The sequence below is a fragment of the Catenovulum agarivorans YM01 genome, from assembly GCF_000281085.1.
In the GTDB taxonomy this organism is placed as follows: domain Bacteria; phylum Pseudomonadota; class Gammaproteobacteria; order Enterobacterales; family Alteromonadaceae; genus Catenovulum; species Catenovulum agarivorans.
In genome coordinates, this window is the sequence record NZ_JH767548.1 from 4,046 (window position 1) to 18,708 (window position 14,663).

Annotated in this window: 12 protein-coding genes and 1 pseudogene; 10 read left to right on the top strand and 3 right to left on the bottom strand. The window is 40.3% G+C overall.

Annotation, left to right across the window (positions count from 1 at the left end; translation table 11 throughout):
- Both WSC_RS25445 and WSC_RS0121195 read left to right on the top strand, forming a co-directional pair.
- The coding region (locus WSC_RS25445; protein WP_016957967.1) for a S1 RNA-binding domain-containing protein at positions 1–474 on the top strand (474 nt) is incomplete at its 5' end.
- A gap of 158 nt (positions 475–632) precedes the next feature.
- Positions 633–1,169 carry a glycoside hydrolase family 97 N-terminal domain-containing protein gene (locus WSC_RS0121195; protein ID WP_016957968.1) on the top strand — a complete coding sequence of 179 codons (537 nt, stop codon included), beginning with the start codon at positions 633–635 and terminating at the stop codon, positions 1,167–1,169.
- 896 nt (positions 1,170–2,065) lie between these two features.
- Here the strand turns inward: WSC_RS0121195 and WSC_RS0121200 are convergent.
- Positions 2,066–2,977 carry a DMT family transporter gene (locus WSC_RS0121200; RefSeq protein WP_016957969.1) on the bottom strand — a complete coding sequence of 304 codons (912 nt, stop codon included), beginning with the start codon at positions 2,975–2,977 and terminating at the stop codon, positions 2,066–2,068.
- A gap of 627 nt (positions 2,978–3,604) precedes the next feature.
- Between WSC_RS0121200 and ppc the strand changes: the two genes are divergently transcribed.
- The gene (gene ppc, locus WSC_RS0121205; protein WP_016957970.1) at positions 3,605–6,232 is read left to right on the top strand and encodes a phosphoenolpyruvate carboxylase; all 2,628 of its coding nucleotides are present in this window, start codon (positions 3,605–3,607) and stop codon (positions 6,230–6,232) included.
- 96 nt (positions 6,233–6,328) lie between these two features.
- Here ppc and WSC_RS0121210 read toward each other — a convergent pair whose 3' ends face one another.
- Positions 6,329–8,419 (bottom strand): beta-propeller domain-containing protein, encoded by a 2,091-nt coding sequence (locus tag WSC_RS0121210; RefSeq protein WP_016957971.1) that lies wholly within the window; start codon positions 8,417–8,419, stop codon positions 6,329–6,331.
- A gap of 157 nt (positions 8,420–8,576) precedes the next feature.
- Here WSC_RS0121210 and WSC_RS24540 point away from each other — a divergent pair, with 157 nt between their 5' ends.
- From WSC_RS24540 to WSC_RS0121230, 4 genes are read left to right on the top strand one after another with little or no spacing between them, the layout of a single operon-like run.
- Positions 8,577–9,605, top strand: coding sequence for a MipA/OmpV family protein (locus tag WSC_RS24540; protein ID WP_157447382.1), 1,029 nt, complete (start codon positions 8,577–8,579; stop codon positions 9,603–9,605).
- A complete protein-coding gene (locus WSC_RS0121220) occupies positions 9,595–10,017 on the top strand; it encodes a DUF3019 domain-containing protein (protein WP_016957973.1) in 423 nt (140 codons plus the stop codon). Before WSC_RS24540 ends, WSC_RS0121220 begins: the two co-directional genes overlap by 11 nt.
- On the top strand, positions 10,017–10,718 hold the full coding sequence (locus tag WSC_RS0121225; RefSeq protein ID WP_016957974.1) for a response regulator: 702 nt from the start codon (positions 10,017–10,019) through the stop codon (positions 10,716–10,718). The genes WSC_RS0121220 and WSC_RS0121225 overlap by 1 nt, the downstream gene beginning before the upstream one ends.
- Entirely contained in the window at positions 10,715–11,977 is a 1,263-nt protein-coding gene (locus WSC_RS0121230) for an ATP-binding protein (protein ID WP_016957975.1), read from the top strand. The genes WSC_RS0121225 and WSC_RS0121230 overlap by 4 nt, the downstream gene beginning before the upstream one ends.
- A gap of 4 nt (positions 11,978–11,981) precedes the next feature.
- On the opposite strand, the gene WSC_RS0121235 is transcribed toward WSC_RS0121230, so the two are convergent.
- Positions 11,982–12,302, bottom strand: coding sequence for a DUF6170 family protein (locus tag WSC_RS0121235; protein ID WP_016957976.1), 321 nt, complete (start codon positions 12,300–12,302; stop codon positions 11,982–11,984).
- Between the two features lie 83 nt (positions 12,303–12,385).
- On the opposite strand from WSC_RS0121235, the gene pdxH reads away from it, so the two are divergent.
- The 3 genes and pseudogenes from pdxH to WSC_RS0121250 form a co-directional block, all read left to right on the top strand.
- Positions 12,386–13,027, top strand: coding sequence for a pyridoxamine 5'-phosphate oxidase (pdxH, locus tag WSC_RS0121240; RefSeq protein WP_016957977.1), 642 nt, complete (start codon positions 12,386–12,388; stop codon positions 13,025–13,027).
- A 36-nt stretch (positions 13,028–13,063) separates the two neighbouring features.
- Entirely contained in the window at positions 13,064–13,981 is a 918-nt protein-coding gene (locus WSC_RS0121245; RefSeq protein WP_016957978.1) for an AAA family ATPase, read from the top strand.
- A gap of 14 nt (positions 13,982–13,995) precedes the next feature.
- Positions 13,996–14,663: pseudogene (locus WSC_RS0121250) on the top strand (hypothetical protein); the annotation flags it as partial.

The following is a 14,663-nucleotide window of genomic DNA, read 5'->3' on the forward strand; positions in this document are numbered from 1 at the left end:
TTTGCTCCACGTATTTACACTATCAAAATCAGCCCTGATAAAATCCGTGACGTTATCGGTAAAGGCGGCGCAACTATCCGTCAATTAACTGAAGAAACGGGTACAACTATCGAGATTGAAGATGACGGTACTGTTAAAATTGCTGCAACTGGTAAAGATAAAGCAGACGCTGCAATTGACCGTATCAAGTCTTTAACAGCTGAAGTTGAAGTAGGTACTATTTACGACGGTAAAGTTACTCGTATCGTAGATTTTGGTGCATTTGTTGAAATTTTACCTGGCAAAGAAGGCCTAGTACATATTTCTCAGATCGCTGAAGAGCGTGTTAACAATGTTTCTGATTACTTATCTCAAGGTCTAGTGACTAAAGTTAAAGTATTAGAAATCGACCGCCAAGGCCGTGTTCGTTTAAGCATGAAAGCTTGTGCTGAGCCTAAGCCTGCAGCACCAGAAGCAAGCGAAAGCGCTGAGTAAGTTAGCTTTTAGCTACTAAATTTAAAAAAAGCGAGTTGATGCAAATTAACTCGCTTTTTTTCTGCCTAAAATTTCTTCATTTATCTTTATCTATCTTAACCACTTGGTAACTGCGGTATTTATATACTTTTCATTTTTATAAGTGATTTGTGTTGAAAATGCGCTTTCTTCTGTTCAACATTTTATTATGTCTGCTGGCTTTAGCTGCTTGTGGCGAACAAAATCAAACTGTCGCTGTGGTTTCACCGAATAAACAACTTGAGTTTAAGGTTGTTAGCCAAGCTGATGCTGAGCTGTCATTGCAGATTTTGCGTGATGAGCAATTTGTGTGGCAGCTAGAGGCTTTGCAATTGAATTTTGTTGAACATAGAAGCATGCAGCATTTTGAAATTTTAAAAGTGCAGTCGCTTTCTCATTCACACATGTTACAACATAAAAATTATGCTGAGTTATTTGTGGTTTTAAAAGAGTTTGAACATAGCCGCATTGCCCATTTGCGGGTGCGTGCATTTGATAGTGCTGTGGCGTTTAGATATGAGTTTCCAACTCAATCTAGTTTGGTTGATTTCTCCTTGGATTTGGCTAATCAAACCTTGCCAAGTGTTGATGATGTGAGCTTGCCGGATAAACTTGAATTAACTCATTACCCGCAGTATCCGAGTATTGTTTCTCCTTGGTTTATTTATCAGTTGTAAAAGCACAATGTATTAGATTGCCTGGACGGGCATGATTCATGCGGTGCTAACGGTTTGGGGCTACAAAATCGAAGGTCAATGAGGTATTACGAACAAAAACGCTGCGAGTCCATCCATGGAGCGCTCTCACAAAATATCCCTATTTTGTGAAGTTTTGTTCGCAACACTCTCATTTACCTCCTCTACATTTTTGTTGCTGCGTGGTTTATATAGCTCAGCGGGTTCGGTGTCAGAGGGGTTCAAGCTGGTTGGGGTATTTTTGCAAAATCGCTTGTTGGGCCGGTGCAATATATCGGAAATTACTAGACCATAACTATCGCAAAAACGCTGTAAATACTTCCATGTACGCTTCGCTTTTTCATCCATGAAAAAGAAATTTTGCTCTAAGTTATTGCTCTAGTACTTTCCTCACTGCTTTATTGTTGCTCTGCACATATATCGCTGTGGATTCGGTATCAAAAAAGCTCAAGCTGGTTGGATTTTTTTGGAAAAATCGCTGTTGGTCAGGTGCAACATATCGGAAATTACTAGACCATAACTATCGCAAAAACGCTGTAAATACTTCCATGTACGCTTCGCTTTTTCATCCATGAAAAAGAGATTTTGCTCTAAGTTATTGCTCTAGTACTTTCCTCACTGCTTTATTGCTGCCCTAATTGAATAGCAGCAATATCAATTTCAGATAAAAGCATACTCGAATGCTCGTTTTCTAAAACTTCAAAAGATAGGGATATCTTTTGGGAGCGGCCATGGATGGCGAACAGCGTTTTTAGAAAATGATGCTTCGAGTGTGCTTGATTGCACAGCATGTTTAGCGCTGCAGATTTGGTTACACAAAAGCTCAGGCCGACTTTGCTTCACCAACTAGCCTACAAACCCTAAAACCAGTCGTGACCTCAAAGAGCTGCTTGCCCGCGCATAAATTTATTCAACAAATTATGTCCCCACAAATACAAAGCTAATCCACATAAAATAGCCGCAGTGCCAAGCAATAAATCACGCGTTAATACTTCGCCATTTAATTGATTACCCAAAATAAGTGCAATCACTGGGGTTATCAAAGTCACTAACGACACGGTTGATACTGGTAATTTCTGCAAAATAAAGAAATAAGCGATAAAACCAAATAACGAGCCAAATAAACCCAAATAGACAATTGCGCCAATTGAGCGCTGACTCCACTGTGCGTAGTCAACTTGTCCATCCATTAAATACCAACAGACAAAATACAAAGGCAAACTCATAGTTACCGCGCCAACAGTGGTGGCCATAGGGTGAATATCAATCTTAACGGTTTTAACCAAAACACCACTTAAACTAAATAGGGTGACAGCAATCAATACAATCACTATACCAATTAAATTATTGTCGCCGTTATTGAAGGCGTCTTTAAAAATAAAAGCCAAACCTAATAAACAGATAACTAAAGCAAACCAACGAATTTTAGTAAAAGGTGCATCACCCAATATTTTTTGCCCAGCAAAACCAGCAATAACCGGCGCTAAACCAAAAACTACAGAAATTAACCCTGATGGAATGTACCAGGCGGCTAAGTAACTAAACATCATGCCACCAAAAACACCAACAACTGAATAGGCATATAGTTTTAACGCAGCTTTATTAATTGGTAAACGAATACCTAAAATGGGTAGGAGAGACAAACCAATGACAGAGGCTAAGCACATACGCAACATTACCGCCAATACAGGGTGCATAGATTCACTACTCCATACGATACCGAGTGGCGTAGTCGACCAAATTAAAACGACGGCTAAATAGCTAAATGTAACTTTTGATGAAGTTTGCATTGTGTTGTCCCTAAATAAACTGAGAAAAAAGTCACCAATGCAAACAAAAAAGCCGCATCGATAACTGAATGCGGCTTTTAACAATGGGTCTTATATACTTGTTAACTTCCGCATTCAAATACACGCATACGCATAGGCAGCGGGCGAATGACGACCACTGGTTTTGGTAAGCGAATATTAAAGGCGGCTAAGTTCAAAATAAGTCCAAAATTGTTGTTAATAGCTAGGGCCTGTTTATCTTTCGGGGACAAATTTTGTTCTAACTAAATGCTTTTTAATCAAGGCGCAGCGTTGAAGGCCTAATGGATTAAGTCAAAATGCTGCAACAATGAGTAAAAAGCATTTAGGACGAACCTGAAAGGCAGTGTTTGTTTGTCATTTCTACTGCGTTATAGCTCATTTATGTAGCTCACTACATTTCAATCGCTATGCCTTGTATAAATACCAAACAAACTGCTGCAAAATTGTCCTCGAAAGATAAACAGGCCCAAGCCACTATGCCACTTTTTTTGTAATTTGGTCAATGACAAATTAGTGACAATTTTAAAACCATAAAAGAATTATGGTGATTTGGTCTTACCAATATGTTAGTTTGTGCCCACTCGAACATGATTAATGAGGTTAGCTATGCAAAAAGGCATTGATGATTCTTTGTTAGAAACAGTCCGTTATTTAGGGACCGAACTCGGTCAAATTATCCAACAACACTTAGGTGATGAATGGTTGGAGCGTATTGAGACTGTGCGCAAACAAGGTCGTAAATCTTATGCAGGTGACAAAGCCGCAACTAAAAGTTTGCAGGCGCTATTTGCGCAAATGCCTGATGAGTCTTTATTGACGATTGGCCGAGCTTTTTCACAATTCTTAAATTTAGCCAATTTAGCAGAGCAAGAGCACACAGTTGCTAACGTTAGCGAACAAGATCCAGTTGATGAGTTCTTAGCTAAAATTAAACAAACTGATCAAACTCAAATGACACTCGAACAAGCGGTCGAGCATTTATCAATTGAGTTAGTATTAACAGCGCATCCAACAGAAGTCACGCGCCGTACCCTTATTTATAAATACTCACGTTTAGCTGAGTGTTTGTCACAATTACACGAAAGTGATTTAACTGACAAACAACGCAAAAAAGTTGAGCAACGCATCGCTGAGCTAATCAGCCAAGCTTGGCACACGGATGAAATTCGTGCTGCACGCCCAACACCAGTTGATGAAGCGCAATGGGGTTTTTCAGTTATCGAAAACTCTTTGTGGCAAGCCGTGCCAGACTTTATTCGTACATTAGATGGCAAATTAGCGGAAAACTTTGGTTTAAATTTACCAACAGATGCAGTACCAGTGCGTTTTGCTTCTTGGATGGGCGGTGATCGCGACGGTAACCCATTTGTGACGTCAAAAGTAACAGAGCAAGTATTATTGCTTGCGCGTAAACGTGCTGCGGTTTTATTTTTAGATGATATCAACAAATTGTACGTTGAATTGTCTATGGCACAATGCTCGGACGAATTGCAACAGCAAGTTGGTGCAGATGAGCATGAACCTTACCGCGCGACTATATTGCAATTAAAGAGCAAGTTAGAAAACACGGTTGAAGGTATTGAAGCTTATTTAGCTGGCGAGCAATATCAAAGCGAAACTTGGATTAATCACCAAGACGAATTAATTAAGCCGCTTCAAGCTTGTTATCAGTCACTCAATGCGGTTGGTATGCAGGTTATCGCCAACGGTTTATTGTTAGATACCATTCGTCGTGCACATTGTTTTGGTATTCATTTACTTAAATTAGATATTCGTCAAGATTCAGATCGTCATGACCAAGTATTTAGCGAAATCACTCGTTATTTAGGTTTAGGTGATTACTCAAACTGGACTGAAGCGGACAAACAAGCATTCTTGTTGCGTGAGCTTGCTTCTAAACGCCCACTTATTCCAAGAGTATGGCAGCCATCAGCAGATGTCCAAGAAGTATTAGACACCTGTAAAGTTGTTGCGCAGCAAAACCAACAAGCGCTTGGCATTTATATTATTTCAATGGCGCGTGCGCCGTCTGACGTATTAGAAGTACATTTGTTATTGCAAGAAGCGGGTATTAAATGGCCTATGCCAGTAGCGCCATTGTTTGAAACCTTAGACGATTTAAATAATGCATACGACAGCATGGCAGCCTTATTAGATATTGAATGGTATCGTGGATTTATCCGTAACCATCAATACGTGATGATAGGTTATTCTGATTCAGCTAAAGATGCGGGGGCACTAGCAGCAGGTTGGGCACAATATCAATCGCAGGAAGCCTTAGTTGCATTGGCAGAGCAACACCAAGTTAAATTAACTTTGTTCCACGGCCGTGGTGGTACTATAGGTCGTGGTGGTTTACCTGCACGCCAAGCGATATTCTCGCAACCACCTGGTAGCTGTTTAGGCGGCCTACGTGTGACTGAGCAAGGTGAAACCATTCGGTATAAGTTTGGTACTGAAGCTTTAGCGAATCGTAGCTTTAGTTTATACACAAGTGCGATTTTAGAAGCACTAATGCTCCCACCACCAGCGCCACAACAAAAATGGCGTGAAGTGATTGAATTTATGGCAGGGCATGCACGTGATAACTATCGTGAAGTTGTCCGTCATGATGAAAACTTTGTACCTTATTTCAGAAGCGCAACACCAGAACTTGAGCTGTCGAAATTGCCTTTAGGTAGCCGTCCGTCTAAGCGTAAACCAAATGGTGGGGTAGAGAGCTTACGAGCTATTCCATGGATTTTCGCATGGGCGCAAAACCGTTTGGTTCTACCAGCATGGTTAGGCGTAATGAAGGCGTTTAAAACTTCATTAGAAGCCGGCCATGAAGATTTGATCAAAGAAATGATGCAGCAATGGCCATTCTTTGCATCACGCTTATCTATGCTTGAAATGGTCTTTATGAAAGCTAATCCAGAAATGGCAGCTATTTATGACGACCAACTTGTACCTGAGCCACTTAAATACTTCGGTGAGAATTTGCGCACTGAGCTAAAAGAAGCACAAGTATTATTGCTTGAACTTTTAGGGCAAAAAGAAGTGATGCAAAACGATCCGGCTGGCAAAGAGTCTATGCAAATTCGTGCAAACTATTTAGAGCCGCTACACTTATTGCAAGTAGAGCTGCTTAAACGCGCACGTCAAGCAGGCGATGATGAACTAGCTTATAGCTTAGAGCGTGCTTTAATGGTGAGTATTGCTGGCGTTGCGACAGGTTTGCGTAACACAGGTTAATTTAACCGACTAAAACAAATTTAAAGCCACTTTAGTTGCAAAACTAAAGTGGCTTTTTTGTATCTACTTGGGTTAATTAAGCTGAGCTCGGGTGAACTAGTAAGGCCCGTTGACTAAGCTACTGTCGCTCCAATCACTCTGCCAAATTTGGTGGTTTTGAATAAAGTAAATTATATCGTCGTGAATAATGCCACGATTATCCCAACTGTGCTGATCGCTGTCTGGCGTTACTTCACCAACAAAATTCAAGGTTGCACTATCATTGTTTTCAATCACATTTAACAAACCAAGTGTATTTGAATGAGTCCAACGCCAACTATTATTCACCAACTCAGTTTTCCACGAATTAACAGGCAAACCAATTCTATGTTCAGTATCTGAGACTTTGACGTAAGCAAGTGCTCTATAGTTATATTCAACCTCTGAGTGGCTGTTTACAAATACGTGTTTGCCTAATTCAACTGGGTTATTTATATCAGCCACATCAAATAATGCGATTTTTAACCCAGGTTCAATTACGTCATCTTCAGCTTGGCCGTCAGCGCCAATATCGCGCAAACCTCCACCATTCGGGTCGACTTCTTGACCAAATCCTAATAAAAGGTTATCTCCTAGCGGGTGCAAATACGATGAGAAACCGGTAATTTCTAATTCGCCAGTAATGCTTGGGTTGGCCGCATCAGACACGTCTATTACATATAAAGGATCTGTACGCTCAAATGTGACTATATAAGCTTTATTAGCAAAATAACGCACTGCATATATATCTTCATTCGGTTTACCAATTTTTGCCGGTTGGCTGTCGTTGGGTAACTGGCCGATTATTTTTAAACTTTGGCTATCAGCGTCATGTTGCAAAGTGAATAGTTTATGGGTAAATCTATCATCGCTGTTAGACCAATCTGTTTGTGTGGTGACGACGCGTAAAACATTTTGATATTCGCTTAAGCGCAAGTGCGGGTTTTGCCAGTTAAGCTGGCCTTCAACCATACCAGAGCCAAGGTAATCAAAACTATTGTTGTCATCTAACTTAAACTGGTGAATTATGGTTTGACTCGCATTTACATTACTTTGATATTCACTGCCAAATAAATATATGGATTGTTGGCTTGCATAAAATCCAGCAACTGAAGCATTGATACAGACTGATTCAATTGTTTCTGGGTTAGCTAGAGATACTTTGCTTAAAGTGACTAAAGCGTCAAAACCGTCTTTGTCAGTTGAGCCTTGTGGTAAATAACAATTATCTGCTTCAACCAAATTTACATTGTCTGTTTGATTGACTTCAACTTGTGGCAGTATGTCACTTTCAGCTAGTTCAGATACTCTTTTAAAGCTGGCAATTTTTTCTTCATCTGTTGTTGGGCTTAACCACTCATAAGGTAGGGTAGGTGCATAACTACTAACAAAATATAAGTTACCGTCTATCACTCGGCTAGAAATTAAACGGCCATCAATTTTGAATTCTTTTTTCAAAGCGGGCTGTTCAGGCACAGCAATATCTTGAATTGAAACATAAAATGCACTTTCGTAAGGATACCAAAGAGCATCGCCAAATGCTAAAGACGCCATGTCCACACCAGTATCTATAGCGTAAAAATAGTTTTGTTCGTTAACTAAAACTAAATTGTCGCCAGCCAGATACATAGCATCTGGGTGTATATGTTGTTCGCTAGTTTGCGCATCAAAGCTGGTGGTTGCCACTTGAGTTAAACTAGCATCTGCGTTGCGTTTTAAAATACGCACATGCGGGGCGATACTGTTTTGATAATTGCCTGAGTCATTAACATATACATAATTGCCATCGTATTTAACTCTGTCGGCTTCATCTACTCCGGCTTCTTGGGTGACGGTTTGCGAGAAATTGCCGCCGTCGTCAGATGTGCCACCGCCAGCATCAGCTGCAGCATCTACAGCCATTTCCGGGACTGCTATACCATCTTTGTACACATAGCCGTTATTGCTTGCAGATAAATACAAACCATTTTTGTAGTGGGTTAAAAATTCAGTTTTTGAGGCTTTAGATAGCGGACTTAATTGAATGGGTTTTTCATTTAAATCGGGTACAACTTGTTGCGGCTGGTCGTCATCGCCTGAGTCTGTGTCAATACTACTGCTGCCACAAGCGGTTAAACTAGCTGCTAGCAATAATGCTAGGCTGTTATGAGCGGTTAACATGCGGTTCATCTTTCTTCTCCTTAAAAAGCATATGTTCAAAGTTTAACCCACTGGCTCAATAATACCGTTGTCAAATGCTAATAAATGTAATTAAGTGTTAATCAATCTAGTAAAAATGCAGATGTGTCTGTAATCTTGGCAATAGATGTATGTTGGAGATTCGACGGTGAAATTCTTTCACAAACAAAAGTTTATTGACCTAAAAGCTTTGCTGCTACTGTTGCCCTTTATCGGAAGCTTGCATGCTGAACAGTCTTCGGCTGAGCGAGCCGAGGTGGGCGAGTTGTCGATTAGCTTGGCTGTCGGTTACGGCGAAAAATCAAACCCTTTACACAAAGGAGACGCTTTTCCTTTGTTATTGGTTCCAGCTGTCCATTATTACGGCAAAAACTGGTACTTCGACAATGGTGATTTAGCCTACACTTTGGTAGAAAACAGCGATTATTCAGTTAATTTGGTCACAAGTTTTAATGGTGAAGCTGCTCATTTTTATGATTGGCATCCGGCCAATATTTTGGCTGTTAGTCAATTTGTTCAATCGGATGTAGCCGAGCAAAGTCCTGAATTCAAAGAGTCTGAACAACCTGCCGAGCCGTCTGAAGACCCTGCTTCTCCTAGCCCTGGTGTCGGTGGTGGCGACAATGGTGGTCAAGGTGACGGGGTTGATGCTGAACCGCAAACACCGGTAGGGATAACGGATATCCCAGAACAAAATCAAAAACAACAAGTTGAAAAAATCCACTACGATCAAATAGCCAAACGTAAATGGAATTTAGATGCGGGTGCGCAATTACATTGGTTTATTGATGAGCAGCAACAAATTAAAATCCGTTGGATGTACGATGTTATGGGGGTACACCAAGGTCATAGTTTAAAACTCGAATACAGCCACAAATGGCGTTTTAATCAATGGCGGCACAAAATTAAATTCGGCATAGATTGGTTATCCAGCGATTTAGTTAATTATTATTATGGTATTTCGCAGCGCGACACCCAAGCACAAAGTTTATGGTATCAACCGGGGGCTGCTAGCTTGCCTTACCTAGGTTACGCCAGTAGTTATAAATTTAATGATACTTGGTCTTGGGTATTGTCGGCACATTATCAGCAGTTGACATCCAAAATTGCTGACAGCCCAATTGTTGCTAAGGATTATCGCTACACCCTATTTACAGGGATTAAATATGTTTTTTAAGCAATGGATTATGCGCTGTCGGTTGTTATTATTTTTAGCTTTGTTTAGCTGTCCACAAATATTGAATGCGCAACAACAGCCTCATGCTCAGCCAGCTTTTATGGTTAAACCTTTGGTTTGTATTGTTGAACAGTTAGGTCAACCCTGTCTGATGAAAGCCAAGTTTAGTTGGCAATATGTCAGTAATCAGGCAAATGCCAAGCTGTGCATTTGGCAAGATCAAACAGAGCTTTTTTGTGCTAAGGCTAATGGTCAGTTGCAGCATAAAAAATGGTCGGTAGAGCTAAAAACTTCAACTGTATTTAGTTTACGCTTAGCGCAAAACATTATCGCCGAACAAAAAGTTGAAGTAGCAGGATTGCAGCCACCTCAGTATAGACGGCGTTTGCACTCAGATTGGAGTTTATTCTAATGCAGAATATTTTATTGGTTGAAGATGATGAAAAGTTAGCAAAATTAATCGCTGATTTTTTACAGCAGAATCAATTTAATGTTGAAGTTGTTAGCCGTGGTGACACAGCGATTAGCCAAATTATCCGTCAGCAACCTGATTTAGTTATTTTAGACATTAACTTACCCGGCCAAGATGGCTTTTCGGTTTGCCGCGCAGTGCGTCCCCAATACAATAAACCTATTTTATTCCTAACAGCTCGAGATAGTGATTTTGATCATGTTACTGGCCTAGAAATTGGTGCAGACGACTATTTAATTAAACCTATTGAACCACATGTGTTATTGGCACGTTTGCATTCAATTTTACGTAGATGCAACTCACAACCAGTAGCTGTTAGCTCAAATGTGTTGCAGTTTGGCCAGTTGACGATAGATAAACAGTCACACAAAGTTGCTTTGGCGGGTGAGCGGGTCGAATTAACCAGCCATGAATTTGAGCTACTCGCATTGTTGGCGGAAAAGCCAGGTGAAGTACAAACCCGCGAATATGTACATCAAAAAATGATTGGCCGCGAATATGATGGCTTAGACCGCAGTGTAGATGTGCGCATCTCAAGGCTACGTAAAAAACTGCAAGATGATTTAAAAAATCCATATCGAATAGTGACTGTGTGGGGTAAAGGTTATTTGTTTAGTGCCACAGCGTGGGACGATGAATGACCAAACTCTTTTTAAGTTTGTATATATTTATTTTGCTCGCTATGGCCACAATCGGTTGGGGTGGCGAATGGTTATGGCAAAAACTTCAGCCTACTCAGAATCATCAGCAAAATATAACCGCAGGCTCGGAGAAAGCTTGGTTGGCCTCGGCGCAATTAGCCGCAGCATGGTATCAAGATTCAGCGCCGCACAACCGACCTCAACTGTTAACTCAACTCAGTCAGCAGTTTGCCACCCAGGTAAGTATTATTAATAAACAAGATTTACCTATCCAGATCAGCCAACAAGGGTTAGTTAGTTATTTGGATGATAATCGCTTGATGGTATTTCAGCCCTTGGTTACTAAGGAGCAAGTTTTACAAATTGGGCCTATTGTGCTGGCCGATAATACCGCAGATGGGCAGAGGCTAAAAACCACACTTTTGTTTATCTCCTATCTGATGCTCGCTTTGTTTGTCGCATTGTGGACTTGGCCGCTTTGGCGAGATTTGCGTGCGCTTGAGCGCAGCAGCGAACAAATAGCCAAAGGTCAATTCGAACAAACTAGCGAGATTTCACCGACGTCGCCTGTCTATTTTTTAGCACAAGCTATGCACAATATGGCGAATAAGATTGGCGAGTTAATTGAAGGGCAAAAAATGATGTTAAACGCAGTCAGTCATGACTTGCGTACGCCTTTATCTCGGCTTAAATTTTCGTTAGCGGTTGAAGACAAAAACGAACAAAAGCAGTCAATGCAGCAAGACATCAATGCGCTGGAAAAACTTATTGACGAACTGCTTAGTTTTGCCCGTTTTGAACATCAAAATCAAAGTGTTCAATTAGAACAAATTCCGCTCGAACAAGTTTGTCAGTCGGTTATAGAAAACTTACAGCCGAGCGATGTTTATATTCAATTCGAGTGTAAATTGGCCGAAAATCAGCTTTGGTTATGTGATGGATTTTTATTTGAACGTATAGTACAAAACTTACTGAGCAACGCAGTTAAATATGCAAAATCGCAAGTTAAAATGGAACTGAATATTGTCGAATCAAAGTTGTTGTTGATTGTCGATGATGATGGTGACGGCATCACAAAAGAAAACTGGCCGTATATTTTTAAGCCTTTTTATCGTATTGAAAAAGGGCAAAAAAATGCACACAAAGGTTTTGGTTTAGGGTTAGCGATAGTCGCTAAAATTGCAGCTTGGCATCAAGGACGTTGTTATGTTGAACAAGCGCCTATTGGCGGCGCTCGCTTTGTGGTGGAGTTAAGATAAGTATTTATTCTTCGTCATCCATTTGTTCTGCTTTAAAGGTTTTTATCGCTTTATCTAAATGTTTTTTAGCTAGGTTTAGCTGAATAGGATTAGTCACCAGCGGATAACATAACGCTACAATCACCATAGGAATTAACATCCACCATTCTTCAAATTTAGCCACCATAATAAAAATCGGCGTTAATATGGCTAATTTCGTAATATTCAGAATAAATTTATCCGGCACTGTCATGTATGAAGTTGCTAACAACAAAATTTGTGCACGTTCAGTAAAACTAAATGATTTAAGTTCAGGTATTTGTGAAGATTTTAGGTAAAATGCCATAGTCAGTTAAACTTATTAACCTATAAACAAAAGTTGCACCATTTTAACCAGAAAATTGATTTATTCCACAGGACCGAGCTTTTATGTCTATTTTTTACCAAGTGCGCCGCGAATATGCACTAAGTGATTTGTCTGAAAACGACTTAACTGAGTCGCCATTTGAGCTGTTTGAAACTTGGTTACAGCAAGTAATGCAGATAGATAAAATATCCGACCCAACCGCCATGATAGTTGCAACTGTTGATGAGCAAGGGCAAAGTTATCAGCGCACTGTGCTGATGAAAGCTGTCGATGATACAGGCATCACCTTTTATACCAATAAACAGAGTCGCAAAGGCAAACAGTTGGCGCAGAACAATCGTATTAGTGCGATATTCCCTTGGTTAGCCGCCGAGCGCCAAGTGGTATTTAGTGGTGAAGTGGTTGAGCTCACGGATGCCAAAAATGATGAATATTTCGCTAGCCGCCCGTTTGAAAGCAAAATTGCGGCGATAGCCTCTGCCCAAAGTGAAATAATCGATTCACGCGAAAGTTTGGAACAAAAATACCATGCGTTAGTCGAACAGTACCAAGGCAAAGAAGTACCTAGACCAAAACATTGGGGTGGATACAAAATTATTGCCGAACAGGTTGAGTTTTGGCAGGGTGGTGAATTTAGAATGCATGACAGGTTTTTGTACCAACGCACAAATTCAGACTGGAAAGTTTGCCGATTACAGCCTTAACTTAGAGTGGAACTAAAATAACCAAAGGAAAATAAAGTGGAAAATTTATCTAGTTTGGCACAAAAGATCATAGAGCAAGTGTGCCAACAGGTGTTAGGTAAACCACAACAAGTTAAACTGGCGTTAGCTTGTTTATTAGCAAAAGGACACTTGTTAATTGAAGATTTGCCCGGCATGGGCAAAACCACCTTATCACATGCAATCGCGCATGCTATGGGGCTAAGCTACAATAGGGTACAGTTCACGTCTGATTTATTACCGGCAGATATCACAGGTGTGTCGGTTTATAATCAACAAATCAATAAATTTGAATTTCACCCAGGCCCTTTATTTAGCCAGTTGGTTTTGGCCGATGAAATAAACCGAGCTAGTCCTAAAACACAAAGTGCTTTGTTAGAAGCAATGGCTGAGCAACAAGTCACAGTGGATGGCACTACTTATCCAATGACAGCGCCATTTTTTGTAATTGCGACACAAAACCCACAAGAGCAGGTTGGCACTCATCCTTTGCCTGAAAGTCAATTAGACAGATTTCTAATCCGTATCCGATTGGGTTATCCCAGTGAAGAATATGAATTGTTAATGTTGCAAAATGTTCACCTCAATAGTGAACAGCATAGCCAAGCTTGCTGTAGTGCTGAAGAATTAGTTGCTATGCAGCAAGCAGTAGAACAAGTGTATAGCTCAGAAGAAGTATTAAAATACATTATTCGTTTAAGCCAGTTTACCCGCCAGAGCAATCAGTTTAGCCATGCTTTGTCGCCACGTGGTTCGAATGCGATTAAACAAGCTAGTAAAGCTTGGGCATTTTTACATGGCCGAAACTATGTTCAACCTGATGATGTAAAAGCAATATTTACCGCAGTGGCAGAACATAGAATTAACCCTGAAGATAATCTTAATCAACTGCCAATGAGCGAGCTTGTTATGCAAAATGTGGAAGTATTGAGCTAAGGGAGTCTGCTCAAATGTCTAAATTGCAAAGTTTTCGCCAAAAACAATTTGCCCAATGGATTAACAAACGTGTGCCTAGGCAAGCGTGCCACCAATTAAATAAACAGAATATTTTTATTTTGCCGTCTGGTGCAGGTGTAGCGTTTTTATTTTGTTGGATTGCTATTTATTTGCTCGCGACCAATTATCAAAATAATTTGATGTTGCTGTTTAGCTATTGGTTATTGGCAATTTTTTTATTGGTGATGTTATTAAGTTTTCTTAATCTACAAGGCTTGGTATTAACGGCTGGGCGCACATCTGCGCAGGCAGTAGATAATTTAACCAATCAACACATTATTTTTATCGGCCAAGCTGCACAATTAAAAGTTGCGACCCAAACCACCAAAGATAGATTTGATTTGTGCTGGCATGATCATATTCAAAGTTATTCGGCACAAATAACGACACAAGATAAATTTAGCCAGTTACATTGGTATCCAGAACAGCGTGGTGTTTTTGACTTTCCGTTATTTAAACTAACATCAACCGCACCTTTGGGCTGGTTTAAAGTTTGGACCTATCTACATTTTTACGACAGAGTTTGGGTGTGCCCAACACCTATTGCTTGCCCACAATATTTATATGGCACAACTAACCGACTAGATAAACAAACTGCGATATTTTCCGATGAGTTTAGCCA

Coding starts and splice junctions, on each gene's coding strand:
- WSC_RS0121195 (WP_016957968.1), top strand. CDS start 633: ATGCGCTTTCTTCTGTTCAACATTTTATTATGTCTGCTGGCTTTAGCT.
- WSC_RS0121200 (WP_016957969.1), bottom strand. CDS start 2,977: ATGCAAACTTCATCAAAAGTTACATTTAGCTATTTAGCCGTCGTTTTA.
- ppc (WP_016957970.1), top strand. CDS start 3,605: ATGCAAAAAGGCATTGATGATTCTTTGTTAGAAACAGTCCGTTATTTA.
- WSC_RS0121210 (WP_016957971.1), bottom strand. CDS start 8,419: ATGAACCGCATGTTAACCGCTCATAACAGCCTAGCATTATTGCTAGCA.
- WSC_RS0121220 (WP_016957973.1), top strand. CDS start 9,595: ATGTTTTTTAAGCAATGGATTATGCGCTGTCGGTTGTTATTATTTTTA.
- WSC_RS0121225 (WP_016957974.1), top strand. CDS start 10,017: ATGCAGAATATTTTATTGGTTGAAGATGATGAAAAGTTAGCAAAATTA.
- WSC_RS0121230 (WP_016957975.1), top strand. CDS start 10,715: ATGACCAAACTCTTTTTAAGTTTGTATATATTTATTTTGCTCGCTATG.
- WSC_RS0121235 (WP_016957976.1), bottom strand. CDS start 12,302: ATGGCATTTTACCTAAAATCTTCACAAATACCTGAACTTAAATCATTT.
- pdxH (WP_016957977.1), top strand. CDS start 12,386: ATGTCTATTTTTTACCAAGTGCGCCGCGAATATGCACTAAGTGATTTG.